Annotated in this window: 20 protein-coding genes, 3 tRNA genes and 3 rRNA genes; 8 read left to right on the top strand and 18 right to left on the bottom strand. The window is 60.9% G+C overall.

Annotation, left to right across the window (positions count from 1 at the left end):
* Nucleotides 1–17: 17 nt before the first annotated feature.
* Nucleotides 18–797: a biotin--[acetyl-CoA-carboxylase] ligase gene (locus tag KF885_05850; GenBank protein ID MBX3048675.1), complete on the bottom strand. Its 780-nt coding sequence runs from the start codon at nt 795–797 to the stop codon at nt 18–20.
* 89 nt (nt 798–886) lie between these two features.
* Between KF885_05850 and KF885_05845 the strand changes: the two genes are divergently transcribed.
* From KF885_05845 to pyrH, 4 genes are all read left to right on the top strand, one after another.
* Complete coding sequence (locus tag KF885_05845; GenBank protein MBX3048674.1) at nt 887–1,837, top strand: ABC transporter substrate-binding protein; 951 nt, start codon at nt 887–889, stop codon at nt 1,835–1,837.
* 226 nt (nt 1,838–2,063) lie between these two features.
* Entirely contained in the window at nt 2,064–3,056 is a 993-nt protein-coding gene (gene rpsB / locus KF885_05840) for a 30S ribosomal protein S2 (protein ID MBX3048673.1), read from the top strand.
* 3 nt (nt 3,057–3,059) lie between these two features.
* The gene (tsf, locus tag KF885_05835; GenBank protein ID MBX3048672.1) at nt 3,060–3,680 is read left to right on the top strand and encodes a translation elongation factor Ts; all 621 of its coding nucleotides are present in this window, start codon (nt 3,060–3,062) and stop codon (nt 3,678–3,680) included.
* A gap of 85 nt (nt 3,681–3,765) precedes the next feature.
* Nucleotides 3,766–4,491 (top strand): UMP kinase, encoded by a 726-nt coding sequence (gene pyrH, locus KF885_05830; GenBank protein MBX3048671.1) that lies wholly within the window; start codon nt 3,766–3,768, stop codon nt 4,489–4,491.
* Here pyrH and uvrA read toward each other — a convergent pair.
* On the bottom strand, nt 4,488–7,376 hold the full coding sequence (gene uvrA, locus KF885_05825) for an excinuclease ABC subunit UvrA (protein ID MBX3048670.1): 2,889 nt from the start codon (nt 7,374–7,376) through the stop codon (nt 4,488–4,490). The two genes, pyrH and uvrA, sit on opposite strands and share 4 nt — an antisense overlap.
* Nucleotides 7,377–7,541: 165 nt before the next feature.
* On the opposite strand from uvrA, the gene KF885_05820 reads away from it, so the two are divergent.
* From KF885_05820 to KF885_05810, 3 genes are read left to right on the top strand one after another with little or no spacing between them, the layout of a single operon-like run.
* Nucleotides 7,542–8,711 (top strand): sulfotransferase, encoded by a 1,170-nt coding sequence (locus KF885_05820; protein MBX3048669.1) that lies wholly within the window; start codon nt 7,542–7,544, stop codon nt 8,709–8,711.
* Nucleotides 8,712–8,731: 20 nt separating this feature from the next.
* Complete coding sequence (gene lgt / locus KF885_05815; protein ID MBX3048668.1) at nt 8,732–9,592, top strand: prolipoprotein diacylglyceryl transferase; 861 nt, start codon at nt 8,732–8,734, stop codon at nt 9,590–9,592.
* Between the two features lies 1 nt (nt 9,593).
* Nucleotides 9,594–10,565, top strand: coding sequence for an aldo/keto reductase (locus tag KF885_05810; protein ID MBX3048667.1), 972 nt, complete (start codon nt 9,594–9,596; stop codon nt 10,563–10,565).
* 3 nt (nt 10,566–10,568) lie between these two features.
* On the opposite strand, the gene KF885_05805 is transcribed toward KF885_05810, so the two are convergent.
* The 12 genes from KF885_05805 to KF885_05750 form a co-directional block, all read right to left on the bottom strand.
* Nucleotides 10,569–11,141 (bottom strand): DM13 domain-containing protein, encoded by a 573-nt coding sequence (locus tag KF885_05805; GenBank protein ID MBX3048666.1) that lies wholly within the window; start codon nt 11,139–11,141, stop codon nt 10,569–10,571.
* A gap of 50 nt (nt 11,142–11,191) precedes the next feature.
* Nucleotides 11,192–13,480: a ComEC/Rec2 family competence protein gene (locus KF885_05800; GenBank protein MBX3048665.1), complete on the bottom strand. Its 2,289-nt coding sequence runs from the start codon at nt 13,478–13,480 to the stop codon at nt 11,192–11,194.
* 111 nt (nt 13,481–13,591) lie between these two features.
* Nucleotides 13,592–13,708: ribosomal RNA gene (gene rrf / locus KF885_05795) — 5S ribosomal RNA — on the bottom strand.
* Nucleotides 13,709–13,843: 135 nt separating this feature from the next.
* Nucleotides 13,844–16,814: ribosomal RNA gene (locus tag KF885_05790) — 23S ribosomal RNA — on the bottom strand.
* A 412-nt stretch (nt 16,815–17,226) separates the two neighbouring features.
* Nucleotides 17,227–17,299, bottom strand: a tRNA-Ala gene (locus tag KF885_05785).
* Nucleotides 17,300–17,339: 40 nt separating this feature from the next.
* Nucleotides 17,340–17,413 (bottom strand) — tRNA-Ile (locus KF885_05780).
* A 217-nt stretch (nt 17,414–17,630) separates the two neighbouring features.
* Nucleotides 17,631–19,139 (bottom strand): 16S ribosomal RNA (locus tag KF885_05775).
* Together the 16S, 23S and 5S rRNA genes with 2 tRNA genes alongside form the textbook arrangement of a ribosomal RNA operon.
* 365 nt (nt 19,140–19,504) lie before the next feature.
* Nucleotides 19,505–20,110 carry a recombination mediator RecR gene (gene recR / locus KF885_05770; GenBank protein ID MBX3048664.1) on the bottom strand — a complete coding sequence of 202 codons (606 nt, stop codon included), beginning with the start codon at nt 20,108–20,110 and terminating at the stop codon, nt 19,505–19,507.
* A 24-nt stretch (nt 20,111–20,134) separates the two neighbouring features.
* Nucleotides 20,135–20,449 (bottom strand): YbaB/EbfC family nucleoid-associated protein, encoded by a 315-nt coding sequence (locus KF885_05765; protein MBX3048663.1) that lies wholly within the window; start codon nt 20,447–20,449, stop codon nt 20,135–20,137.
* Between the two features lie 43 nt (nt 20,450–20,492).
* Nucleotides 20,493–22,040 (bottom strand): DNA polymerase III subunit gamma/tau, encoded by a 1,548-nt coding sequence (gene dnaX, locus KF885_05760; protein MBX3048662.1) that lies wholly within the window; start codon nt 22,038–22,040, stop codon nt 20,493–20,495.
* Between the two features lie 80 nt (nt 22,041–22,120).
* Nucleotides 22,121–22,537, bottom strand: coding sequence for a DUF1992 domain-containing protein (locus KF885_05755; GenBank protein ID MBX3048661.1), 417 nt, complete (start codon nt 22,535–22,537; stop codon nt 22,121–22,123).
* A 38-nt stretch (nt 22,538–22,575) separates the two neighbouring features.
* Nucleotides 22,576–23,061: a lamin tail domain-containing protein gene (locus KF885_05750; protein MBX3048660.1), complete on the bottom strand. Its 486-nt coding sequence runs from the start codon at nt 23,059–23,061 to the stop codon at nt 22,576–22,578.
* Between the two features lie 53 nt (nt 23,062–23,114).
* Here KF885_05750 and KF885_05745 point away from each other — a divergent pair, with 53 nt between their 5' ends.
* Nucleotides 23,115–23,996 carry a hypothetical protein gene (locus KF885_05745; protein ID MBX3048659.1) on the top strand — a complete coding sequence of 294 codons (882 nt, stop codon included), beginning with the start codon at nt 23,115–23,117 and terminating at the stop codon, nt 23,994–23,996.
* Between the two features lie 46 nt (nt 23,997–24,042).
* On the opposite strand, the gene KF885_05740 is transcribed toward KF885_05745, so the two are convergent.
* The 4 genes from KF885_05740 to KF885_05725 all read right to left on the bottom strand — a co-directional run bounded on the left by KF885_05740 (nt 24,043) and on the right by KF885_05725 (nt 25,635).
* Nucleotides 24,043–24,114: transfer RNA gene (locus KF885_05740), tRNA-Ile, on the bottom strand.
* 120 nt (nt 24,115–24,234) lie between these two features.
* On the bottom strand, nt 24,235–24,621 hold the full coding sequence (locus KF885_05735; protein MBX3048658.1) for a VOC family protein: 387 nt from the start codon (nt 24,619–24,621) through the stop codon (nt 24,235–24,237).
* The gene (locus KF885_05730) at nt 24,618–25,097 is read right to left on the bottom strand and encodes a rhodanese-like domain-containing protein (GenBank protein ID MBX3048657.1); all 480 of its coding nucleotides are present in this window, start codon (nt 25,095–25,097) and stop codon (nt 24,618–24,620) included. The genes KF885_05735 and KF885_05730 overlap by 4 nt, the downstream gene beginning before the upstream one ends.
* 67 nt (nt 25,098–25,164) lie before the next feature.
* On the bottom strand, nt 25,165–25,635 hold the full coding sequence (locus KF885_05725) for a rhodanese-like domain-containing protein (GenBank protein MBX3048656.1): 471 nt from the start codon (nt 25,633–25,635) through the stop codon (nt 25,165–25,167).
* Between the last annotated feature and the right edge of the window lie 7 nt (nt 25,636–25,642).

Genomic DNA, 25,642 nt, shown 5'->3' with positions numbered 1-25,642 from the left:
CCTGGCCTGCGTGGCTGTCAAACGCCTGGGCGAATGCGTATTTCGCCCGCCTGGAAGCTGCGCTCCTCACCGTCCTCCAAGCGCAGCCGCAAGCGCCCATCCTGCGCCAGGCCCAATAGCTGGGCATCCCAGCGCGCTGGGCCGCTGTGCAGTTGCACGCGCTGGCCCTTATAGGCCAGGCGCGCTTCCCAGGCCAGCAGCAAGGCTTCGTCCGCCAGGCGCGGCAGCCAGGCCAGCAGGTGCTGCAGCAGACTGCGCAGCAGGGCCGCGGCGGCCACCGGCCGGCCGACTTCGGCTTCGACACAGGTGGCCGGGAAGTTGAGCTCAGCGGCCGGCGGCACAGCAGAGGCTGCAAGGTTGATGCCAATGCCCAGCAGCACAGCCTGCAGGCGCTCACCGGCCCAATGCGCCTCGGCCAGTACGCCGCACACCTTCTTGCCGTTGAGCAGCACGTCATTGGGCCACTTGATCTGCGGCTGCAGCCCCAGGGCCTCCAAGGCCTCGCAAACTGCCAGGCCGCCCAGGCCGGATAACCGCCCCAGAGCACCGGGGTCAAAGCCGGTGGGCAGCGGCAGCAGCAGACTGGCGGCCAGGGCACTGCCCGGCGGGGTGTGCCAGCGGCGGCCGTCGCGGCCGCGGCCCTGGGTCTGCTGGCCGGCGGCGGCCAGGGCCGGCCCGGTTTGGCTGGCGGCGGCCCACTCGGCGACGACGTCATTGGTGGAGCCAATGCTGTCGAAGAACGCGGTTTGGTTCAGGGGCAGGCCGGCCACAGCCTGGGCAAATTGCTGGGAATCCATGCGCAGATTCTAGCCGCCTTTTGCAATCTTACAAAACCTCCTGGAGAGCGCCGCGGCATTTCCATACAATTAGCGCCAGAAAGGTTCTTATGCGAAAAATCCTGCAATTCTTTTACTTGGTGCTGTGCGCGGGCGTGTTGGCTGCCTGCAGTTCCGCTCCCGCGGCGGCGCCGCTGGTCGTAATGTCTGAGACGGCTGATACCCGCCTGATCGAGCACACCTTTGGTCAAACCGAGATCCCGGCCTACCCGCAGCGAGTCTTTGCCCTGGGCGAAGAAGGCCTGCTGGCCAATTTGCTAGATGCCGGCATTAAGCTGGTGGGCTCGAACGTCAATCTGCCCGAAGCGCTGCCGCTGTTCAGCGCGGCAGAGCTGGACGGCGTGGCCTTGTATCAAACCTCCGGCCAGTTCTCCCTGGAAGAGATCGCCAAGGCCGAACCCGACCTGATCATTGGCAATGTTTTCTTCATCCACACTGCCGGCTATGAGAAACTCTCACAGATCGCCCCGACCGTCGCGATTGGCGGCAACGACCCGCTGGAGAGTTACGCCCAAACGCTGGCCGCCTTTGGCCTGAGCGACAAAGCCAGCGCCGACCTGGCCGCCTTTGAAGCTGCTGCAGCGGCGGTGGCCCAGGCGATTAATGCGCCTGCCCGCCAGGTATCGGTGGCCGCCATATACTCCGGCCCCAGCCCGGCCATCTTTGTGGACGGCCCGCAGACCCCACCCTGGCTGCTCAAGAAGCTGGGTGTGCAATTCATCCCAACGGAAGCCGAGCGGGAAGGCATTTCCTTTCGGGATGGGCGTGCCTTTGTCAGCCTGGAGCGGGTGGACCTGCTGCACGGCCAAGAACTGATCCTGCTGCAAAGCGAATTGATCGATGGGGAACCGGAAGCCCTGGCCAAGATCCAACAGGACCCGCTGTGGGCGCAGCTGCCTGCCGTGCAAAACGGGCAGGTCAGCGTGCTGGACCGCCTGGGCTACCCGGGACTGCGCGGTTTATACGCCCTGCTGGCGGATGTCCAGGCCATCTTTGAGTAGTTAGGCTTGGTTTTGGCTTTGTGATATACTTACTTCGCGCTCGCATTCGCGGGCGCGTTGCTTGCACAGCCAAGGCCGTGCTGGAGTTGGCGCAGCCAGCTTCAAGTGCAACCAGGCTGCACAGGCATCATCTTGCACGCTTCTGGACCCGGCAATGCGTGCCCGTATGACGGGCGATTGCTGGGGATGAAGGAAGCGGAAGTTAACGCAAAAGGAGTTTTACCCCATGGCCGCGATTGATATGAAGGCCCTTCTTGAAGCGGGCGTGCACTTCGGGCACCGCACCCAGAAATGGGACCCGCGCATGAAGCCGTACATCTTCACCGAACGCAACGGCATCCACATCATTGACCTGCAGCAGACCGCCAAGTCGCTGGAAGACGGTTACAACCGTGTACGCGAGGCGGTCGCCAAAGGCGGCACCATTCTCTTTGTCGGCACCAAGCGCCAGGCGCAGGAGACGATCGAGGCCGAGGCGCAGCGCGCCGGCATGCCCTACGTCACCGTGCGCTGGCTGGGCGGCATGCTGACCAACTGGCAGACCATGCGCCAGCGCATCACCGAACTGGACCGCCTGGACCGCCAGCGCCTGGAACCCCAGGCCACCGGCCTGACCAAGAAAGAACTGCTAACCGACAGCCGCACCGCTGAGAAGCTGGAAGAGCGCTTCGGCGGCATCCGCAACATGACGCGCGTGCCGGACATGCTCTTCGTAGTGGACGTCAACCGCGAAGAGACCGCCGTGCGTGAAGCCAACATCCTCGGCATTCCTGTGCTGGGCCTGGTGGATACCAACTGCAACCCCAGCGTGATCGACCATGTGATCCCCTCCAACGACGACGCCATCCGCGCCATCAAGCTGATGGTGGCCTACATCGCCGACGCAGTGATCGAGGGCAAAGCCCTGCGCAGCGACAAGCAGGAAGGCGAAGTGGAGAAACCCGCCGCCAACGCCCGCCGCCGCAAAGCAGACGCCCCCACGGAAGAGCTGAGCGACGAAGAGCTGTTGGGCGCCGCCACGCTGGCCAAGGTGGCTGAAGAGCAGGCCAAGGAAGAAGCCGAGGTGGCCGCCAAAGCCGCCAAGGAAGCGGAGAAGGCCGCCAAGGCGGCTGAAGCTGCTGAGGCTGCCAAAGCTGCCGAAGAGGCGGCCAGCGAAGAAGGCGGCGAGACCGCTGAAGCGGCCGAGGCTGAAAGCGCGAGCGAAGAAGAGGAAAACTAAAGCATGGCAATTACCACCGAACAAATTAAAGAACTGCGCGACGCCACCGGCGTCGGCATTCTGGACTGCCGCGCCGCTCTGGAGCACGCCGGCGGTGACTATGACAAGGCCGTGGCCTACCTGCGCGAGAAAGGCCTGGCCAAGGCCGCCAAGCGCGCCGGCCGCGCCGCCAGCGATGGCGTGGTGGAGCTGTATTCCCACGGCGACGGCCGCGTGGGCGTGATGGCCGAGATCAACTGCGAGACCGATTTTGTGGCTCGCTCCGAGGCCTTCCGCAACCTGGCTCACGAAATCGCCCTGCAGATCGCGGCGGCCAGCCCGCGTTGGGTGAATGAGGAAGAAGTGCCCGAAGAGGTGCTGGAAGCCGAGCGCGATGTGGCCCGGGCCCGCGCCAAGGACGAAGGCAAGCCCGAAGCCGCCTGGGACAAGATCATTGCCGGGCGCGTGGACAAGTTCCTGGACGAGAATGTGTTGATGCGCCAGGGCTACATTCGCGACGAGGGCAAGAGCGTCAAAGAGCTGATCGGCGAGGTGGTCGGTTCGATGGGTGAAAATATCGTGGTCCAGCGCTTTGTGCGCTGGGAGCTCGGCGAACACGTCGAGTCGGAAGAAACAGAGGAATAAAGAGAGGGCCAACCAAACGGTTGGCCTTTTTTTTCAGTCGAAACAAACTGAATTTGGAATAATGGAGCTATGGAGGCAAACGAGCATGGCAAGCATTAAATACAACCGCGTCCTGCTTAAACTGAGCGGCGAAGCCCTGGCCGCCGACGAGGGTTCCGGCATTGATCCGGACAAGGCCGAAGGCATAGCCAAGCAAGTCAAGGATGTAGTCGCCATGGGGGTGCAGCTGGCCATCGTGATCGGGGCCGGCAACCTATGGCGCGGACGCAGCGGCATTGAGCGCGGCATGGACCGCGCTACGGCGGACTATATGGGCATGCTGGGCACGGTGATGAACGCTCTGGCGCTGATGGACGCCATCGAACGCGAAGGTGTGCAAACCCGGGTGCAGTCGGCGATCGAGATGCGCGCCGTAGCCGAGCCGTATATCCGCCGGCGGGCCACCCGCCACCTGGACCTAGGCCGCGTGGTCATCTTTGGCGGCGGCACAGGCAATCCGTACTTCTCCACCGACACGGCCGCTGCATTGCGCGCCATGGAAATTGGGGCAGGCACGGTGATCAAAGCCACCAAGGTGGACGGCGTGTACGACTCCGACCCCAACAAGAACCCGGACGCCAAGCGCTTCAGCCACCTCAACTATATTGAGGCGCTCAATCAGCGCCTGGCGGTGATGGACAGCACAGCGATCTCGCTGTGCATGGAGAACAACCTGCCGATCATGGTGCTCAACTTCTGGCAGGAAGGCGCCTTGCGGGCCGCCCTGCTGGGCGAGCCGGTCGGCACGATCATTGATAATCTGCCCAGCTAAGGCTGGCGCAGCACTGCTTTGAGGAACTGGCCGGTGTAGCTGGCGGCCACACGGGCCACCTCTTCCGGGGTGCCCTGGGCCACCAGCTCACCGCCGCGGCCGCCGCCCTCCGGGCCCAGGTCGATCAAGTGGTCGGCTACTTTGATAATGTCCATATTGTGTTCAATGATCACCACGGAGTTTCCGGCGTCCACCAGGCGCTGCAGCACTTCGACCAGCTTGTGCACGTCGCCGGTGTGCAGCCCCACAGAAGGCTCGTCCAGGACATAGATGGTCTGGCCGGTGGCGCGGCGTGAGAGCTCTTTGGAGAGCTTGACGCGCTGCGCCTCACCGCCAGAGAGCGTAGGGGCGGACTGGCCAATGCGGATATAGCCCAAACCCACGTCGCGCAGCGTCTCCAGCTTACTCAGCATCGCCGGGAAGGCGGAGAAGACTTCGATCGCCCGGTCGATGGGCAGGTCCAGCACGTCGGCAATGCTCATATCCTTGAATTTGACCTGCAAAGTCTCGCGGTTAAAGCGCGCCCCATGGCAAATCTCGCAAGGTACGTAGATGTCCGGCAGGAACTGCATCTCGATGCGCACCTGGCCCTGGCCCTCGCAGGCCTCGCAGCGGCCGCCGCGCACGTTGAAGGAGAAGCGGCCCGGCTTGTAACCGCGCACCTTGCTCTCCGGCAATTCAGCGAACAGATCACGGATCAAGTTGAACAGGCCGGTATAGGTGCCTGGGTTGGAGCGCGGCGTGCGCCCGATGGGCGACTGGTCGATGTTGATGATCTTGTCCAGGTGCTCCACGCCGCGGATCTCGTCGTGCTGGCCGGGGTTGGCGAAGGCGCCGTTCAGCTGGCGGGCCAGCGATTTATACAAGATCTCGTTGATCAAGCTGCTCTTGCCGGAGCCAGAGACACCGGTCACGCAGACCAGTTTGCCCAGCGGAAGTTCCACGGTCAGGTTCTTCAGGTTGTTCTCGCGGGCGCCTACAATGGTCAGCGCCTTGCCTGAGCCGGCCCGGCGCTGCTCAGGCACCGGAATAAACTTGCGTCCGGAGAGGTAATCCCCGGTCAGCGAAGCTTTGTTCTTTTGAATATCGGCAGGCGTGCCCTCGGCAACCACTTGGCCGCCGTTCTCGCCCGCGCCCGGACCCAGATCCACGATCCAGTCGGCGCGCCGGATGGTTTCTTCGTCGTGTTCCACCACCAGCACGGTATTGCCCAGGTCGCGCATGCTGACCAGCGTGCGCAACAAGCGCTCGTTGTCACGGGCGTGCAGGCCGATGGAAGGCTCGTCCAATACGTAGAGCACGCCCATCAGCCGCGAACCGATCTGGGTCGCCAGGCGAATGCGCTGGGCCTCGCCGCCGGAGAGGCTGCCGGCGGAGCGATTGAGGGTCAGGTAATCCAGGCCCACATCGACCATGAAGCCCAGGCGCTCGCGGATTTCCTTGAGGATCGGTTTGGCGATCAGCCGTTCGCGGTTGCGCAACGGCGAATCATCGGCGGCCAGCTTCTCCGCCCACTGCAGCGTCTCCAGCACCGGCCACTGCGTGACCTGCAGGATGTTGTTGTCTTCGATGGTCACGCCCAGCACTTCGGGGCGCAGGCGGGCGCCCTTGCAGGTAGGGCAAGGCCGGTCATTCATGTATTCCATGATGCGGCTGCGCGTATATTCCGAACTGGACTCGCGGAAGCGGCGTTCCAGGTTGGGGATCACGCCTTCGAAAGCCAGGTGGAAGGTGGAGACGCGGCCGTTGGTGCGCTTGTACTTGACCTCGACCTCCTGTCCGTTGGTGCCGTACAGGATCACGTCCAGTTGGTTCTGGTTGAGGCGTTCCACCGGGGTATCCAGGTTGATGCGGTTGGCGCGCGCGGCGCCCTCCATGGTGGACCAGTAATAGCCGCCTTCATCACGCGGGCCGCCCCACTCCCCGGCCCGAATGGCGCCCTGGCTGAGGGAGAGCGACTTGTCCGGGATCACCAGATTCGGGTCAATCTCCAGCTTGGTGCCAATGCCCTGACATTCGGGACAGGCGCCGTGCGGTGTATTAAAGGAAAAGGTGCGCGGCTCGATCTCCGGCAAGGTGCTGCCATGTTCAGGGCAGACCAAATTTTCCGAGAAAAGCAAATCGTCTGAGCCTTCATCGCTCAGGTTTTGCACTACCAAGTTACCCTCGCCAAAGCGCAGGGCCGTCTCCACCGAGTCGGTGAGGCGCGAACGGGCGGCTTCCTGTTCCTGGGTGCTCTCGTCTTTGCGCACCACCAGGCGGTCCACCACAGCCTCGATACTGTGCATTTTGTAACGGGCCAGCTTGACAGTGTCCTTGCCCAGTTCGATGACCTGGCCATTGACCCGGGCGCGCACAAAGCCCGCCTTGCTGATCTCTTCCAACACGCCTTCATGCGTGCCTTTGCGGCCGCGCACCAGCGGCGCCATGATCAGCAGGCGGCTGCCCTCGGGCAGCTTTTCAATGGCGCTGACGATCTCTTCGGCAGACTGGCGCGTGACTTCCCGTCCGCAGATGGGACAGTGCGGCACGCCGGCGCGGGCGTAGAGCAGACGCAAATAATCATAGATCTCGGTGACGGTGCCGACCGTGGAGCGCGGATTGTGTGAGGAGCCCTTCTGGTCAATGGAGACGGCCGGCGAGAGGCCCTCGATGTATTCGACATCCGGCTTGTCCATTTGGCCGAGAAATTGGCGCGCATAAGCAGACAGCGATTCGACGTAGCGGCGCTGCCCTTCGGCAAAGATGGTGTCAAAAGCCAGCGATGACTTGCCGGAGCCGGAAAGCCCGGTCACCACTACGAACTTGTCGCGGGGGATATCCACCGAGATGTTTTTGAGGTTATGGGCCTTGGCACCCACCACACGGATTACTTTTGGGGTCATGCAGTTAACTTCTCCAAACGCAGGCGCAATAATAGCACACTTGTTTTATATTTTGTCCGTATTTTCAGGAAAACGCGACCAAACCGGGCCACATTCTACTCGCTGGCCGGGGTTAAAGACAAAGAAGTGAGTGTGATATAGTAGATTGACACTGAGGTCTGTGGAATGCCAATTAACCTTTCGCTGTTGTTCCAACTCACTTTTCAACAGTTCTTCAAATCCCAACAAGACCAGCTCAAACTCTCGGCCCGGCGGCGCGGCGCCATGCTGCTTTGGTATCTGGTGATTCCCGTTCACCAACTGCTGACCCTGATCTGCTATTACCTCGACGAAATCTTCTTTCCCGCCTACCGCCAGCAGGAGATCAAGGCCCCGGTGTTCATCGTGGGCAATTTCCGCAGCGGCTCCACGCTGCTGCAGCGCCTGCTGGCCAAAGATGATCAGTTCACCAGCATGAATGTGGCGGAAATTTACATTGCGCCTACGATCACCCAGCGCAAGTTCTGGGGCGTACTGGACTTCTTGGACCGCACTTTGCTGGGCGGCCGCGGCCGCCGCTACCTGATGACGCGTGACCGGCGCTGGCTGGACAGCATCCAAATGCACAAGGTGGGGCTGTTCACACCGGATGAGGACGAAGGCCTGCTGATCACGATCTGGGCCACCATGTTCCTGCAGTTCGTCTTCCCGGTGGACAACCTGCCGCCCTACGACCGCTTTGACGAAGAGATCCCCGCCCAGGAACGGCAGCGCATTATGGGCTTTTACCGCGCCATCATTCGCCGCCATCTCTATTGCACCGGCGGAGACAAGATCTACCTGGCCAAGAGCCCGGCGCACACTGGCCGCATCGAGAGCCTGCGGGAATTCTTCCCGGATGCGCGCATCATCTACCTGGCGCGCGACCCACTGGAACTGGTGCCCTCGGCACTCAGCTTCTTCGAGTACATCTGGGACTATATGGGGCTGCCAGACGCCGCCAAGCGCATGCAGGCTGCCATGCTGGAGCAGATCAGGTATTGGTATCTCTACCCGATGGAGCGCTTCCGGCATATGCCGCATGACAGCTATTTCATCTTGTATTACAACGACCTGATCGCCGACATTCCCGCCGCAGTGGATGCGCTGTATCAGTGGATGCGCAGTTCGCTGAGCGACGCTTTCCGCGTCGAGGTGGAGCAGACCGTGGTGGAGCACCTGGAGTTCCGCAGCGACAACGTATACACCCTGGAAGGCCAGGGGCTGAGCAGCGAACAGATCGCCAAAGAATTCGCAGAGGTCTACCAGCTCTTCCAGTTTGAACGCCACGCGGAACTTATTCCCGTAGCGCATTAGTCCACACGCAAAGGGTTCTCGTGATCGATCCTGTCATTTTTTCTACCCAAATTTTTGGTATCAACATTGCCCTGCATTGGTACGGCGTCCTGGCCATGCTGGGCGTCATGGTCGGCGCCAACATCGCCGCCCGCGGCATCCAGCAGCGCGGCGGTGACGGCGAGAAGATGTGGGATGTGCTGGTATGGCTGGCAATTGCCGGCGTGGTCGGGGCGCGTCTTTGGTATGTGATCAATCACATCCTGGGGGGCGGCCGCTATTTTCTGGAAGACCCCACCCGCATTCTGCGCATCACGGAAGGCGGCCTGCACATTTATGGCGCCATCATCGCCGGCGGCATCGTGGCCTACCTGTATTTCCGCAAGATCGGCTTCGACTTCCTGCTGTTTCTCGACTCGGTGGCTCCCGGCCTGCTGGTGGGCCAGGCAATCGGCCGGATTGCCAACTTCATCAACCAGGAACTGTACGGCCCGCCTACGGACCTGCCCTGGGGCATCCCGATCTCCGCCAGCCACCGGCAGGCGCCCTGGAATGACCTGGCCGCCTACCCGGAGGAGAGCACCCGCTTTCACCCCACCTTTGCTTACGAGCTGATCTGGAACCTGATCGGCGCCGGCGCGCTGCTGTGGCTGGGCAAGCGCTTTGCCAAGCAGCTCAAGCCCGGCGTGATATTCGGCCTGTGGCTGGTGTGGGCCGGCTTGGGCCGCTTCTGGGTGGAAATCTTCCGCCCAGACCAGCCGCGTATCCCCGGTACGGATCTAAGCTATTCTCGCTTGATCGCCGGACTGATGGCTGTGGCCGGCATGCTGTATGTGCTGGCGCGCTACGGCAAGATCAAGCTGCCCTTCGTCTCCACCAAGCCTGAAAAGTACAAGCGCTAAGATGGAATACCGCGCCTTTGGCAACCGCGGCCTGCGGGTCAGCGAGATAGGCCACGGCCTGTGGGGCATGGGCGACTGGAAGGATTCCGATGACGCCCAGTCACTGGAGGCGCTGGAACTGTCCTTATCGCTGGGCTGCAATTTTTATGACACAGCCTGGATCTACGGCAGCGGCCACAGCGAGCAGCTGCTGGGCCAGCTGCTGCGCAACCACCCCGACGAAAAGATCGTAGTGGCCACCAAGGTGCCGCCCAAGAACCGCAAGTGGCCAGCCAACCCGCAAGACGCGCTGGAAGACACCTTCCCCAGCGACCACATCATCGAATATACCAAGCGCAGCCTGGAGAACCTGGGCATTGACTGCATTGATATTCAGCAATTGCATGTCTGGGATGACCATTGGGCCGCCCACCCCTCCTGGCAGGAGGCCGCCCAACGCCTCAAAGAAGAGGGCCTCATCCGTCAGTTCGGGCTGAGCCTGAACCGCTGGGAGCCGTGGAACGGTCTGCAGGCCATCCGCAGCGGTGCGGTGGACAGCATCCAGGTGATCTACAACATCTTTGACCAGGCGCCAGAGGACGAGCTTTTCCCGCTCTGCCAACAGATGGGCGTGGGCGTGATTGCCCGCGTGCCGCTGGACGAAGGCGGGCTGAGCGGCAAGCTGACCCAGGACACGCGCTTTGCGGCGGACGACTGGCGCAACGGCTACTTTGGCCCGGAGAACCTGGCGGAAACGGTGTCCCGCGCTGAAGCCCTGAAGGCTTTGCTGCCCGCCGGCATGAGTTTGGCGGAGTTGGCCATGCGCTTTTCCATCTCGCATCCGGCGGTGAGCACGTCCATCCCCGGTATGCGCAAGCCGCAGCATGTGCGCCAAAACATAGCGGTCAGCGATGGGCAGGCGCTGCCAGATGAGCTTCTGGAAGCCTTGCGCCATCACCGCTGGGACCGCAAAGTGGCCCCTTGGTCTGATTAGAATTTAGGGGGTCGGTGTGTCCTGCTGGGCAGCCAGCAGGTCCAACTGGGCCGCTGTGTAGGGTGTCTCTTCCGGCACGCACCAAATCAATACCAGGGCGAAATCACCCAGTTCCAGGCCGGCCGGGATGGGGTAGCTTTGTTCGCCTGAGCTGGCCTGCAATACGCCCAAATCCACCGCGCCAACCATATCCATGGCGTTCAATTCCTCGAGCGCATCTTCTTCGACCAGATAGACATGCAGATCAGGGCCGTCCTGCACTTCGAAGTCATCCAGGTGCAGTACACGCTGGCCATCCTCCGCTTGGTAGACGGCAGCGACCCCTTTGCCCTGATAGGCCACTTGATAGAAGCTGCCCTCGGCAATCAGCGTGCCCTGCATGGCCTGTGCAGGCTCTGTGGGCTGCGTGGTAGGTGAGGGCGGCAGCGGAGTATAGGTGGGCAAGTAGGCCAGCGTGGGATAACCACCGGTGGCCAGCTCCGCGACAAACAACGGCGCCATGAAGTAAAACGTGGAAGAAAAGCCCAGCAGGGCAATGCCCAGGATGGCCAGGCGAATCATTGGATGCTTCAGCATGGACCTAAATTATAGCCATGCGAGACTGGCACAGGGTTAGAGGAGGATAATTAACGGCCGCTCTCCAGCCACATCTGGCTGCCGTCTGTGCGCAGGCGCAGCCAGCCGGCGGCGGCCGTGCTGTACGTGGGATAAGCCAGTCCTTCCACAGCGTCTGTGCTCCAAACCAGCTGCGGTGAGATGGCCTGCAGCCACTGGGGCGGGTTGAGGCCGGCAAATCCGCCATCCGCCAGCAGCAGCAAGTGCGCCGGCGGTGCGCCGCTGGCTTGCAGTTCCTCCAGCAGATCGAAATCCAAGCCAAGGGGCAGCAAGGCCGAAAAATCTTTGTAGCTCAAATACAAGACGGCTCCACGCGGCCCGCGCGCCAGCACCTGCAGGCGGCCGCCATCGCCCAGATCCCAGTAGTCACCGGGCTGCAATTCCATCACCGGCAGGCCGTGTTCCTCTGCCAGGGCTTGCAGGCCGCGGGCGGCGCTGCCACCCGCGCTCAGGCCTAGCTGGCTTGGCTGCAGACGCGGCAGCACAGCGGCCAAGGCGCCGCTTTGCTCGCGGCGGCCGCCGGCCACCACCAGCCAGTCCAGGCGCTGGCCGGGCGGCAGTTCGTGACGCAGTTCGGCCGCCAAGGCCGCCGGGCTGGCCCCGCCATGGATCAGCAGGTGGCGGCCCTGCGGCGTGCGCAGCAGCAAGGCCTCGCCCGGCACATCCAACAAAGTCAGTGTCAGCAGCCCATCAGGGGCGGTGAGGGCTGCGCTCCAGACCCACAGCGCCGCGGCAGCCAACGCCGCCAAGCCCAACTCACGCCGCGGCTGCCAGTGGCGCAGGCGATCCCAGAGAGCCTGCCGCTGGCTGTAGGCCAGCAGGCCGGCATAGTACAGCCCGACCACGCTGAGGCCCACGGGGACTGCTGGCGCCGCATACGGTAGGCTGGCAAATCCCTCCGAGAGGCGAATGGAGTAGGTCGCCAGACCCCACACAAAGAAGGCCAGCACCTGGCCCAGCGGCAGCCACAACAGCCCCAGCAGCAGCGAAGCCCCGCCCAGGATCATCAAAACAGGCTGAAAAGGCAGCACCAGCACATTGGCTGGCAGCGAATACAACGACAAGCGCCCAAAGTGATACAGCAGCAGCGGCAGGGTGGTGATCTGGGCGGCCAGGGTGAGCAGCACATAGTCATTCAGCGGGCCTTTAATGCGCTGCAGCCTGGCCCGCGACAGACGCGGCTGCAGTACCGCCTGCAGCCAACTGTTCAGCGGCTGCGCATAGAGGATCAGCCCCAGCGTGGCAGCGGCAGAGAGCTGAAAGCTGACATCCCAAACCACGTGCGGGTTCAGCAGGGCCATCAGCCCGGCGGCAACCGCCAACGAATTCAACGCATACGCTTGCCGCCCGGTGCGCAAAGCCAGCAGGCCTAACAGGCCCATCAGCGCCGCGCGCAGCACGGCCGCGTCGGCGCCCACCAGCAGGGTATAGGCGCCGATCGCCACGGCGGCCAGTGCCAGGCCGCGCCGCTGGCCCAGCCAGCGGCTGAACCCGCTGAGGAAGATGCCGGCGATGATGCTGATGTTGAAGCCCGAGATGGCGATGATGTGACGCGTGCCGCTGGTGTTGAAGGCCTCTTTCATAGCCGTGCTCAGGCCGCTCTCGTCGCCCAGCAGGATCCCCGCCAGCAGTGCGGCCTCCTGCGCTGGATAGAGCTGGTAGAGCACATTCACCCCGCGCTCCCGCAGGCCATACAAAGCCGACCAGAACGGATGCCCCTGCCCGCCTTCCAAGCGTTCCACAGACGGGAAGGCCATCAGCGAGTGGATTCCCGAACGCGCCAAATAATCTCGGTAAGAAAAATCTTCGTCGTCGCTTGGCGTGCGCAGCTGACCCCACAGGCGCACCCGGTCCCCGTACTGCAGTTGGGCGTCAAAGCTGGTCTGCACCAGCAGTTGGCCCTGCACGGCTCGGCTTTCAGCGCCCTGTGCCAACTGCTCAACGGCCAGGCGTACTTCCAGATACGTTTGGCGCGCCTCCGGCGGGGCGCTGACCACACCCTGCACATACACCCAGCCGCCGCGGTCATTGTAGCTGGCCAGGTCCCCCGGGCCGAAAGTGGGCTGGGCTGCCTGGTAGCGCGCCGCACCCAGCAGGCCGGCACACAGGGCGCCGAGCGCCAGCAACCCCAGGGGAGCCACACGGCGGCGCAAGGCCCAGGCCGCCGCGCCCGCGCTGGCGGCCAGCAGCAGCCACAGCCCCGTGGGCAACGACGGCAAGGCGCCTGCCAAGGCAATGCCGGCCAGAAAGGCCAGCGACGCCCAGATCAGCGGCAATTTGGTCAGGGATGTGAAAGACATCGATCTCTCCCACCTGCCGACATTATACTCACGCCCCAGGCGAGTACTGGGCGCCTGCAGAATCAAAAGAGCCGGCTATTCGCCGGCTCTTTTATTTTAAAATGAAAAGTCCCTTGGCAATGACCTACTCTCCCGGGGGGCTGCCCCCCAAGTACCATCGGCGCTAGCGAGCTTAACTTCCGGGTTCGAGATGGGACCGGGTGTACCCTCGCCGCTCAGATCACCAAGAGACTTAACAAACTAAGTCTGGACCTGCGTTTGTATGGCAGTATCTACCGCCTACAGCGCAAAGTCGCTGATTGGACTAAATAGACGATCCGGGTTGATAAAGTTGCACGGAAAATCTCCAAGTTCTCCACATTACCGATTAAGCCCTCGACCATTAGTACAGCTTAGCTCCACACATTGCTGCGCTTCCACCTACTGCCTATCAAGCAGGTAGTCTACCTGCGGTCTTACTCCATAACGGATGAGGGATCTCATCTTGAGACGGGTTTCCCACTTAGATGCTTTCAGCGGTTATCCCTGCCAGACGTGGCTACCCAGCTATGCCCTTGGCAGGACAACTGGCACACCAGAGGTCTGTCCACCCCGGTCCTCTCGTACTAGGGGCAGATTCTCGCAAATCCCTTACGCCCACATCGGATAGAGACCGACCTGTCTCACGACGGTCTGAACCCAGCTCGCGTGCCGCTTTAATGGGCGAACAGCCCAACCCTTGGGACCTGATACAGCCCCAGGATGCGACGAGCCGACATCGAGGTGCCGAGCCACGCCGTCGCTATGGACGCTTGGGCGTGACCAGCCTGTTATCCCCGGGGTAGCTTTTGTCCGATAAGCCACGGCCCTTCCACTCGGTACCGTGGGATCACTAAGTCCGACTTTCGTCTCTGCTCGACGCGTTGGTCTTACAGTCAAGCTCCCTTGTGCCTTTACACTCTACGGCTGGTTTCCATTCAGCCTGAGGGAACCTTTGAGCGCCTCAGTTACTCTTTATGAGGCGACCGCCCCAGTCAAACTGCCTATCTGGCACGGTTCCCCACCCGGATAACGGCGTGGGGTTAGATGCGAAACTTGACCAGGCTGGTATTTCACTGATGGCTCCACCGAGGCTAGCGCCCCAGCTTCAAAGCCTCCCAGCTATACTACACAAGTCAAGCCCCAAATCAATGCCAAACTACAGTAAAGCTCCACGGGGTCTTTTTGTCCTGATGCGGGTAACGAGCATCTTCACTCGTATTTCAATTTCACCGGGTCTTTCGTTGAGACAGTGCTCCACTTGTTACTCCGTTCGTGCGGGTCGGAACTTACCCGACAAGGAATTTCGCTACCTTAGGACCGTTATAGTTACGGCCGCCGTTCACTGGGGCTTCAGTTCAGTGCTTCGCTTGCGCTAACACGTCCCTTTAACCTTCCAGCACCGGGCAGGAGTCAGCCCCTATACATCGTCTTACGACTTAGCAGAGACCTGTGGTTTTGTTAACCAGTCAGCAGAGCCTGTTTACTGCGACCCAAATTCGCTACAGAAGAAATTCTTTCACGATTATGGGCACCTCTTATCCCGAAGTTACGAGGTTAAGTTGCCTAATTCCTTAACGAAAGTTCTCCCGTTCGCCTTGGTATACTCAACCCATCTACCAGTGTCGGTTTGCGGTACGGTTATTTGAGGGTCAACGCTTAGAGGCTTTTCTCGACAGCAAGGCTCAACCACTTCAGCCTCAGGGCACGCCATCACGCCTCAGCTCAGCTCGCGGATTTACCTACGAACCTCAACGCCTACACGTTTAGAACCTGCACAACCAATCGCAGGCTGGCCTACCTCGCTGTGTCCCCCCATCGCTCATCTCAAATAGTTCCGGAATGTTGACCGGATATCCATCACCTACGCCTCTCGGCCTCGGCTAAGGACCGACTAACCCGACGCGGATTGACCTGCCGTCGGAAACCTTAGATTTACGGCGAACATGATTCTCACATGTTTTACGCTACTCATGTCTGCATTCTCACTTCCATACGCTCCAGCCGTCCTTACGGTCGACCTTCACTGCCTATGGAACGCTCCCCTACGGCTCCAACTTACGTTGAAACCCATGTCTTCGGTGCTACGCTTAGCCCCGTTACATTTTCCGCGCAAGATCACTTGACCAGTGAGCTGTTACGCACTCTTTAAAGGATGGCTGCTTCTAAGCAAACCTCCTGGTTGTCTCAGTAATCTCACAACGTTTCCCACTTAGCGTAGACTTTGGGACCTTAGACGATGGTCTGGGCTCTTTCCCTCTCGACCACGAAACTCATCTCCCGTGGTCCGACTGCCTTGCTTTGGAGTACCGGCATTCGGAGTTTGGTTGGGGTTGGTAAGCAGTAAGCCCCCGTGCCCATCCAGTGCTCTACCTCCGGCACTAAACGCAAGACGCTAGCCCTAAAGCTATTTCGGGGAGAACAAGCTATCTCCTGGTTCGTTTGGCATATCACCCCTACCCACAGTTCATCCCACAACTTTGCAACGTTGAAAGGTTCGGGCCTCCACGAGTGGTTAGACTCGCTTCACCCTGACCATGGGTAGCTCACCAGGTTTCGTGTCTAATTCTTGCGACTGCACGCCCTATTCAGACTCGCTTTCGCTCCGGCTTCGGGTGTTACTCCCTTAACCTTGCCACAAAAATTAACTCGCAGACTCATTCTCCAAAAGGCACGCCGTCAGGCCTAACGCCGCGATGCCCATCTCTGGGTTCACAGACGCGTCATAGCCCTTCGACTGCTTGTAAGCTTATGGTTTCAGGTTCTATTTCACTCCCCTCACCGGGGTGCTTTTCACCTTTCCCTCGCGGTACTTGTTCACTATCGGTCGCAACGTGTATTTAGCCTTGGAGAGTGGTCTCCCCAGATTCCCACCGGATTACACGAGTCCAGTGGTACTCAGGTATCTGACGGAAGTCATGAAGTTTTCGCATACGGGACTGTTACCCTCTTTGGTAGGCTTTCCCACACCATTCTGCTAACTTCATGATTGATCACTTCCATGTGCCAGACCCTACAACCCTCAAGAAGCAAGCCTCTTGAGTTTGGGCTGTTCCCCGTTCGCTCGCCACTACTAAGGGAATCTCGTTGATTTCTGTTCCTCTGGTTACTAAGATGTTTCAGTTCACCAGGTGCCCTCCGCCAGGTCTATGTGTTCAACTAGGCGGTGCTGCGAGTTCATCGCAGCGGGTTTCCCCATTCGGAGACCCCCGGATCGAAGCCTGTTCACGGCTCCCCGGGGCTTATCGCAGTGTCCCACGTCCTTCATCGGCACTTTGCGCCAAGGCATCCACCGTAAGCCCTTAGTAGCTTAATCATGTGGTAATGTGGAGAAATTGAAAATTTTCCGCAACAAGTTATCAAGCATGGGTATGCTTGATAGACCCTTGTTGTCTATTTTCTATCATTATGGATCGTCTATTCAGTTTGTAAGGTTCTGCGAAAGCGCAAAGGCCTCCGCTTGGCGTGCTTCGCCAACCTTGAGCCCCGTGGCCAGGGATCAAGGTTGCGAGAAGCACACACACTTCTTTTAGGACTTTTTAATTCGGGCGTTTTCAGGAAAAGAAGACGACCCGGCACATCGCCAGGTCGTCGAAAAGACGGCTTGCGATGCGACTATTATTCTGGGTACTGCACCAAAGTTTTGCTCAGAAAAATCTCCGTACTCAGAGTTGCCAGATTGTACCGCGTTCTCGCCCAACTGAATAGGGCGCTCCTGCGGAAAGGAGTGGAGATGAGGGGGCTCGAACCCCTGACCCCCGCCTTGCAAAGGCGGTGCTCTCCCAACTGAGCTACATCCCCGAGCCTGATCCGGTGCGACCGGATGCAGCTGTCAGAGGTGTGGGCCTGAGAGGATTCGAACCTCTGACCCCTGCGTTATCAGCACAGTGCTCTAACCAACTGAGCTACAGGCCCGGGTTTAGATGTTAAAGCCCGCGGACTTTAACCGCTGAGTAGTGATAAGAAGCGCTTGCGTTTGGCCACCAACCCCGTGAGAGGGCTGAGTGGCCGGTTTCGCCTCGCCACCGCGACGAGACTTGGCAGCGCTGCAAGAGCGTCTGCCTAGTGGGAGTGGAGCGCCAGTCTGTAACGCAGCAAGCTGCGTCCTTGGACCTTTGCTCGGTACTCCGAGAAAGGAGGTGATCCAGGCGCACCTTCCGGTACACCTACCTTGTTACGACTTCGTCCCAGTCACCAGTCCTACCTTGGGCGGCTCCCTCCTTACGGTTAGGATACCGACTTCAGGTATTACCAGCTCCCATGACGTGACGGGCGGTGTGTACAACGCCCGGGAACGTATTCACCGCACTAATGCTGACGCGCGGTTACTAGCAACTCCGACTTCATGCAGGCGAGTTGCAGCCTGCAATCTGAACTGAGGCCGATTTTGAGGATTGGCTCCACCTTGCGGTCTTGCAACCCGTTGTACCGACCATTGTAGCGTGTGTGTAGCCCTGGATATAAAGGCCATGCTGACTTGACGTCATCCCCACCTTCCTCCGGCTTGATACCGGCAGTCCCGTATGACACATGTAACATACAGCAGGGGTTGCGCTCGTTACCGGACTTAACCGGACATCTCACGACACGAGCTGACGACAGCCATGCAGCACCTGTATACGCTCCCCGAAGGGTCGATCCGGTTTCCCTTCTCTACCACGTATATGTCAAACCCAGGTAAGGTTCTTCGTGTAGCATCGAATTAAACCACACGCTCCGCTGCTTGTGCGGGCACCCGTCAATTCCTTTGAGTTTTAACCTTGCGGCCGTAGTCCCCAGGCGGTGAACTTATCGCGTTGGCTTCGGCACCGATAGGTTTTACCCCACCGACACCAAGTTCACATCGTTTACAGCTAGGACTACCGGGGTTTCTAATCCCGTTTGCTCCCCTAGCTTTCGCGTTGGAGTGTCAGGAGCGGTCCAGAAGGTCGCCTTCGCCACTGATGTTCCTCCGGATATCTACGCATTTCACCACTACACCCGGAATTCCACCTTCCTCTACCGTCCTCTAGCCTACCAGTTTTGAACGACAACTCCCAGTTAAGCCGGGAGATTTAACATCCAACTTAATAGACCACCTGCACGCGCTTTACGCCCAGTAAATCCGGATAACGCTCGGATCCTACGTGTTACCGCGGCTGCTGGCACGTAGTTAGCCGATCCTTATTCATGAGGTACAGTCCTTTCTCTTCCCTCATAAAAGCACTTTACAACCCGAAGGCCTTCATCGTGCACGCGGCGTTGCTGCATCAGGCTTTCGCCCATTGTGCAATATTCCCTACTGCTGCCACCCGTAGGTGTCTGGACCGTGTTTCAGTTCCAGTGTGGGGGGTCACCCTCTCAGGTCCCCTACCCGTCTTAGCCTTGGTAAGCCATTACCTTACCAACTAGCTGATGGGACGCAGGCCCCTCCCGAAGCGGATTACTCCTTTGATAGTGAGACCTCTAACTCTCACAGTCACATGGGGTATTAGCAGCCCTTTCGGACTGTTATCCCCCACTTCGGGGCAGGTCACCAACGCGTTACTCACCCGTTCGCCACTAGGACACCCTTGTACGAGTACAAGGGGCCTCGTTCGACTTGCATGTATTAGGCACGCCGCCAGCGTTCATCCTGAGCCAGGATCAAACTCTCCGCAGAAATTTCGCCGTCCGAAGACGGTTACAGTTTTTCTTGTTGCGGTTGGTTTGTCTTACAAAACGCAAGCTAAAACTTCTTATCACTATTCAGATGTTAAAGTCCGGGTCGGTTCTCTTGAACCAAGCACAGGGCGGGGATTCTACCACCCGCTCTCACCCTGTCAAGGGCAAAACAGGACAAAAAAGCCTCAGTTCTGAAATTGCTCTAGAACCGAGGTCCTGGTCTGTGCTCACTGCACTAAATTGTAAGGGGATCTACTTTGGGAAGATCCTGCAACAACAAGCTGGATGAGTATAGCGGAAAAGCCTTAAGAGTCAAGCCCAAAACATGTTTTGGGGGGCAAAAGGGCCGATTTTTACAAAATTTTAAGACAATTCCTGCCGTCCAGCCAGGGCGCGCAGCAAAGTGCCCTGGTCGGCATATTCCAGATCGCCGCCCATGGGCAGTCCGCGCGCCAGGCGGGTCAGCCGGGCGCCTGAGGGCGCCAGCTGCTGCTGCAGGTACATGGCGGTGGCATCGCCCTCCATGCTGGGGTTGGTGGCCACGATGACCTCCTGCACGCCGCCGGCCTGCACGCGGGCGATCAGCTCGGCGATGCGCAGGTCGTCCGGCCCCACGCCCTCGATGGGCGAGAGCGCCCCACCCAACACGTGATAGACGCCGTGATAGCCGCCAGTGCGCTCCAAGGCCACCACATCCAGCGGCTCTTCTACCACGCACACCTGGCCCCCGTCCCGCTCGCTGCTGGCGCATACCGGGCAGAGTTCCTGCCCGGCGGCGGTGATGTTGAAGCAGCGGCCGCAGCTGCCCGTGCCGCTGTGCAGGCCGGCCAGCGCGGCGGCCAGTTCCTCGGTCATGCCGCTCTGCCCGCGCAACAGGTGAAAGGCCAGGCGCGAGGCGGTCTTTGGCCCCACGCCAGGCAAGCGCTCGAAGGCGGCAATCACGCGCTGGATCGGTTCCGGCAGCAGCAGCACAGCGAATAGTCTAGCGCTAGACTAGCCCAGGCCGGAGGCCAGCGGCCCCAGGCGCTTCTTGGCCATCTCGCGCGAATCATCCAAGGCTTTGTTGAAGGCTTCTTGCAGCAGTTTGCTCAGCCGCTTGGCGTCGCCGGAGCTGAGCAGTTCGGGGTCGATGTGCAGCTCGGTGACGCGCTGGTCGCCGGTCACGGTGATCTTCACCGCGCCTTTGCCCGCTTCTGCGGTCACCGTCTCGCGCGCCAGTTCCTTCTGCGCCTTGGCCAGTTCACCCTGCATCTGGCGCAACTGCTTGAGCATGCCCGCCATATCACCCATACCGGGAAGTTTGTCCATTTGTCGGTCTCCTAAAAATGCAATAATTTCGCTGTGTTGAATTTTACTCGTTGGGCTTGCCCAGGTCGGTCTCGTCCACGATCTCGCCGCCCAGGCCCAGGGCGGTGGCCACCATGCCGGAACTGTCCACCCCCGGCGGCAGGTCGCCGGCGCGCACACCGGACAGGACGCACTTGACCGCTACGCGCCGGCCCAGCGAGATCTCCAAGACGCCCTGCAAAAGGGCCATGTTCTCCGGCTTGTCCATCTTCTCGCGCACCAGATCGCTGGCAAAGCCCAGGGTCAGTGTATCGCCGCGCAGCTCACGCGTCTTCACTGAATTGAGCAGGGCGGCCACATGGCCCTGCTGGTCCTGCCCGCGCAAAGCTTCTTTCACGCGCCCCCAGGTGGCATTGTCCATGCCGCTGTCGGCCGCGGCTGGCTGCGGCGCGGGCTGGGCTGGCCGCGCCGGCGCCGCCGCGCGTGGCGCAGGTGCGGCCGCGGACACCCGCTCCGGAGCTGGGACGGGCGTCTGGGCCGGGCTTTGCAAGGCGGCCACGAAGGCCATCTCCAGCGGCAGGCTGGGCAGCCAGGCGGGCTTCTCCGCCGCGGCTTCATTGAAATGACGAATGATCGCCAGCAGGTCGCGCAGCTCAAAAGCGCGCGCCTGCTGGCGCATGCGCTCGGCTTCTTCGTCGGAGAACTGCGGTCCCAGTTCGGCGCCCATGTTGAGCAGCAACAGGCCGCGCAGGCCGTCCACCACCTGGCGGGCGAACTGGCGCGGGTCACTGCCGGCGTCCAACGCCCGGTGGATCAGGTCCAGACCGGCCGCGGCGTCCCTGGCTGCCAGCGCATCGAACAGGTCCAGTACGGCCAAGTTGGCGGCGGTGCCCAGCACTTCACGGGCCCAATCCAGCCCCACCTGGCCGCCGCTGGAAGCCAACTGGTCCAGCAGCGACTGGGCGTCTCGCAGCGAGCCGGTGGATTGGCGGGCGATCAGTTCCAGCGCGGCTTCTTCCACCTGCACGCCCTCGGCAGCGGCCATCGTCTTCAGCCGGGCCACGATCTCCGCCACGGAAATGCGGCGGAACTCGTGCCGCTGGCAGCGCGAGAGCACTGTGGCGGGGATCTTGTGCAGTTCCGTCGTCGCCAAAATAAAGATGGCGTGCGGGGGCGGCTCTTCCAGCGTCTTCAATAGCGCGTTGAAGGCCGCCGTGGAAAGCATATGCACTTCGTCAATAATATAGACCTTGTAGCGGCCGCGGTTGGGCGAGAAGTTGATCTTGTCGCGCAATTCACGCACGTCGTCCACGCTGGTGTTGGAGGCGGCGTCGATCTCGATCAAGTCCAAAAAGCTGCCGGCCTGCACGCTCAGACAATTTTCGCAGCTGTCATCGGGACGCTGGGCCGGGTCAGGGTGCTCGCAGTTAACCGCCTTGGCCAGCAGGCGCGCCACGCTGGTCTTGCCCGTGCCGCGCGGCCCGGCGAACAGGTAGGCATGCGCCACTCGATCGGCCGCCACCGCATTGCGCAGCGTCTCGACGACGTGCGCCTGGCCGACCACGTCTTGCCAGGCACTGGGGCGATATTTTCGATAAAAGGATTGAGACATGGGTTAGCTGCCAGTACAAAAACGACCGAACTGGGGCTAGTGTAACAGAGCGAACAGGCAGGGGCAAGAAAACGGCGAGATCAGGCCGATTCCTCCGCCACGCGTGCAATCTCCGTTTCGCTTTGGATGAAGGCCCGCGCCAGCTTGTCGTGTGGCACGGTCAGGTTGTAGTCGCGGATCCTCTTGTTCAGCGCGCTGGCCGTCCTCTCAAACAGCTCGCAGGCCTGCGCCCAACGCAGCGCATGGCCAGCCTCAGCCCGGCGTGCCCAGGCCCGCACCAGCAGCTGGCGAGCAGCGGCCAAGCCCTGCTCGATCGCCTTGCGGTCTTCAATGAAGGAGGGTGCAAAGCCGTTCTCCTTCAGCAGGTGATAGGCAAGCTCCCATTCGGGGTCGGCGTTGGGGTTGTCTTCCAGCGAGAGCGGCTGGCCGCGTCCGGCCAGGTCGTCAAACTCACCCCTCTTCATCGCCTCTTCTATGATCTTGTCTGCGCTGCGCATGAGGCTATTTTACTTCTTCAGCCATTTATAGAGCTGGCTTAAGGGACTGTGTAGACGGCCTGTTCGCCGCCGCTGGCGTCCAGCAGGCGGGCCAGCTCCCCGCTGCGCCACACGGGGGCCGTACGCCCCCAGAACAGCGCCGAGACCGAATCGGTGCCGGAGGTAGTATGCACGCTGACCTGGGCGCCGGGATGCAGCACCAACGCCGGGAAGCGGTACTCGTTGCCGTTCTCATCACGCAGCCGCCAGCTGGCCAGCGAGACGTCCTGCTGGCCGGTGTGGACCAGCACCACGCGCTCATCCGCCGCGCTGCCCGCCCCCAGCACGGCGTTGATGCTCACGCCGCTCAGCGCCGGGCTGGTGGCGCTGCCGGCGCCAGACAGGCTGCCGCCGATCTGCGGCGCGCCGGCAAACGCCAGCCGCGACCACAAGGTCAAGACCAGCAGCGTGGTCAGCGCCGAGACGACGATGTTGATCGCCAAATAGAAGAGCAGGCGTTTGCCCGGACTCAGGCGGTTCAGCATGGGGGAATCATAGCATAGCCAGCTCTTGAACACAGAACCGTTAGAATGGCAGCATGAAGCTTCACTTGCTGGATGGCACCTACGAACTCTTTCGCAACTACTACGGCGCGCCGCCCAAGCGCCTGGCGGACGGGCGCCCGGTGGGCGCCGCATTGGGCCTGCTGCGCAGCCTGGTGATGCTGCTGGCGCAGCCAGACGTCAGCCATGTGGCTTACGCCTTCGACCATGTGATCGAATCTTTCCGCAACGATCTATATGCCGGCTACAAGACCGGCGAAGGCATCGACCCGGACCTGTGGTCGCAGTTCCAGTTGGCCGAAGAGCTCGTCGCCGCGGCGGGCGTCACCGTGTGGCCGATGGTCGAGTTTGAAGCCGACGACGCACTGGCCAGCGCCGCGCAGCGCTGGCAAAGCGACCCGCGGGTCGAACAGGTCCTGATCTGCTCGCCAGACAAAGACCTGGCCCAAATGGTGACGGGTGACAAAGTGGTGTGCTGGGATCGCCGGCGAGACATCGTCCTGAATGAAGCGGGCGTGTTCGCCAAGTATGGCGTCGCCCCCGCTTCCATCCCGGACTGGCTGGCCCTGGTGGGCGACTCAGCGGATGGCTACCCGGGCATCCCCGGCTGGGGCGCAAAGTCCGCCTCGGGCGTACTGGCCAAATTCGGCCGGTTGGAAGACATCCCGGAGGACACGCGCACCTGGCAGATCCAGGGCATGGGCCCGGGCCGGGCGGCCAGCCTCTCGCTCAACCTGGAAGCCCGCCGCGGCGAAGCGATGCTCTATCGGAAGCTGGCCATCCTGCGCACCGATGTGCCATTAGCAGAAGATTTACACGACCTGGAATGGCGAGGCGCCACACCGCAGCTGCGCCAGCTCTGCAAAGAGCTGGACGACGAGAGCATCGCGGAGCGCATTACCCAATGGGATAGTTAGCTGCTCAAGTTTGAGAGAAGGGTGAGGCGCTTCATCTTTGCCTTTGTGGGCCCGCCAGGACTCGAACCTGGAACCAAGCGGTTATGAGCCGCCTGCTCTGCCGTTGAGCTACAGGCCCCTGCTTTGCTCGCAGCAAGCTGCTCGCACGCGGCAGAAGCTACTCGGTGCTACCGAGTACCGCTTCTGCACGCTCTTCTATTGTAATCCGCTGCTAAAGGCAATCAACGTTCAGCAATCCTCAATCGCCAATCGTTGCGTACAAATCCACCTTATACCCATCCGGGTCCTCGGCGATGGCGTAGCGCTGGCCCCAGGGCGCATCCCACGGCTGCGCCGGCAGGCTGTGCCCGGCGGCCAACAGCGCCGCGGCAACCCGGTCCACCTCGGCCGGCGAAGCGTACTGAATGGCGAAGGAGGAATGGTTGCCGGGCTGCGGCGCCTGCCCCAGGATGCCCTCCAGCAGGCTGGCTTTGTCGATCATCAATCGTGCCGAGCCGTCCGGCGTCAGAGGCTCCAGGTGCTCCGTCTCCGCGTCGTACTCGCCGAACTGAAAGCCCAACAGCTCGTAGAACGCCACCGTCTTCTTAAGATCTGTGGAACTTACGCCCACTGCGTCGATTTTCATGCTTCCGTCTCCTTCGTAGTCGGATAGCCTTTCTTGAACCAGCCATCTGCCCCACCGGCCAGGCTCTTCACATCCTTAAAGCCCGCTTCGGCCATGATCTCGGCCGCCACCAAAGAGAACCCGCCACCTGGGCAGATCGTGACGACTTCCTTGTCCCGAAAATCTTCCACCTCTCGGAATTGCTGCTCCAGCTCTTTGACCCTGGCCTTGAACTTCTGCGCACTGCCAAGGCTGCCAACGATCTCCATCAGCGGCAGCGACTTCGCATCAGGCAGATGCCCAAAGCCGGAGCGGTACTCCTCCCTGGAGCGCGTGTCGATCAGCAAGTACGCCTGGCCGGTTTGCATTTTCTCAAAGAGTTCTTCGGCGGAGATTTCCGCCACGTGGGGAAAGGAATACTCCCCCTTGATCAGCTTGCTGGTGACCACCCTGGCGATCTTGAACAGCATGCCCCTGCGGTTAAGTCGAACTTCCATATCTTTAGCTAACTCTCACTGTTGGCCAACTGAAGAAGCGTTATCCGCAGCAACTCAGCATACCAATCTAGCCTTTTGTGGTTGGATAGCCTTTCTTAAACCAACCATCCGAGCCGCCGGCCAGGCTCTTCACATCCTTAAAACCCGCCTCGGCCATGATCTCCGCAGCGACCACAGAGAAGCCGCCTCCCGGGCAGATCGTGATCACTTCCTGCTCCCTGAAAGCTTCGATCTCCTTGAATTGAGCTTCCAGCTCCTTCATCCTCGCCTTGTACTTGCTGCCGTTTCGAAAGTTTTCCATCAGCTCCATCAGCGGAAACGATCTTGCATTGGGGAGATGACCGAATCCCGAGTTGAATTCCTCTTTGGGTCGTGTATCGATCAACACGGGCGCATCCCCCGAACTCAGTCTTTCAGATAGCTCTTCCGCTGTGATTTCAGGTACATGGGGAAATGCATACTGACCGCGAATGATTGCGTTTGCCGCCACGCGCACTATTCGGAACAGCACTCCCCTGCGACCGAGCTGAATTTCCATATCGCAC

It is taken from the genome of Anaerolineales bacterium, from assembly GCA_019637805.1.
Taxonomy (GTDB): domain Bacteria; phylum Chloroflexota; class Anaerolineae; order Anaerolineales; family UBA11579; genus JAMCZK01.
Note: the sequence above shows the minus strand (reverse complement) of the source record. Positions and strands in the feature narration are given on the sequence as shown.

Bases quoted from the DNA above. Each gene is read 5' to 3' on its own strand.
- dnaX (MBX3048662.1), bottom strand. From the start codon at position 22,040: ATGTCTCAATCCTTTTATCGAAAATATCGCCCCAGTGCCTGGCAAGAC.
- KF885_05730 (MBX3048657.1), bottom strand. From the start codon at position 25,097: ATGGAAGTTCGACTTAACCGCAGGGGCATGCTGTTCAAGATCGCCAGG.
- KF885_05820 (MBX3048669.1), top strand. From the start codon at position 7,542: ATGCCAATTAACCTTTCGCTGTTGTTCCAACTCACTTTTCAACAGTTC.
- KF885_05810 (MBX3048667.1), top strand. From the start codon at position 9,594: ATGGAATACCGCGCCTTTGGCAACCGCGGCCTGCGGGTCAGCGAGATA.
- KF885_05845 (MBX3048674.1), top strand. From the start codon at position 887: ATGCGAAAAATCCTGCAATTCTTTTACTTGGTGCTGTGCGCGGGCGTG.
- pyrH (MBX3048671.1), top strand. From the start codon at position 3,766: ATGGCAAGCATTAAATACAACCGCGTCCTGCTTAAACTGAGCGGCGAA.
- KF885_05750 (MBX3048660.1), bottom strand. From the start codon at position 23,061: ATGCTGAACCGCCTGAGTCCGGGCAAACGCCTGCTCTTCTATTTGGCG.
- KF885_05725 (MBX3048656.1), bottom strand. From the start codon at position 25,635: ATGGAAATTCAGCTCGGTCGCAGGGGAGTGCTGTTCCGAATAGTGCGC.
- KF885_05765 (MBX3048663.1), bottom strand. From the start codon at position 20,449: ATGGACAAACTTCCCGGTATGGGTGATATGGCGGGCATGCTCAAGCAG.
- uvrA (MBX3048670.1), bottom strand. From the start codon at position 7,376: ATGACCCCAAAAGTAATCCGTGTGGTGGGTGCCAAGGCCCATAACCTC.
- rpsB (MBX3048673.1), top strand. From the start codon at position 2,064: ATGGCCGCGATTGATATGAAGGCCCTTCTTGAAGCGGGCGTGCACTTC.
- KF885_05850 (MBX3048675.1), bottom strand. From the start codon at position 797: ATGGATTCCCAGCAATTTGCCCAGGCTGTGGCCGGCCTGCCCCTGAAC.
- tsf (MBX3048672.1), top strand. From the start codon at position 3,060: ATGGCAATTACCACCGAACAAATTAAAGAACTGCGCGACGCCACCGGC.
- KF885_05735 (MBX3048658.1), bottom strand. From the start codon at position 24,621: ATGAAAATCGACGCAGTGGGCGTAAGTTCCACAGATCTTAAGAAGACG.
- KF885_05755 (MBX3048661.1), bottom strand. From the start codon at position 22,537: ATGCGCAGCGCAGACAAGATCATAGAAGAGGCGATGAAGAGGGGTGAG.
- KF885_05805 (MBX3048666.1), bottom strand. From the start codon at position 11,141: ATGCTGAAGCATCCAATGATTCGCCTGGCCATCCTGGGCATTGCCCTG.
- KF885_05800 (MBX3048665.1), bottom strand. From the start codon at position 13,480: ATGTCTTTCACATCCCTGACCAAATTGCCGCTGATCTGGGCGTCGCTG.
- KF885_05745 (MBX3048659.1), top strand. From the start codon at position 23,115: ATGAAGCTTCACTTGCTGGATGGCACCTACGAACTCTTTCGCAACTAC.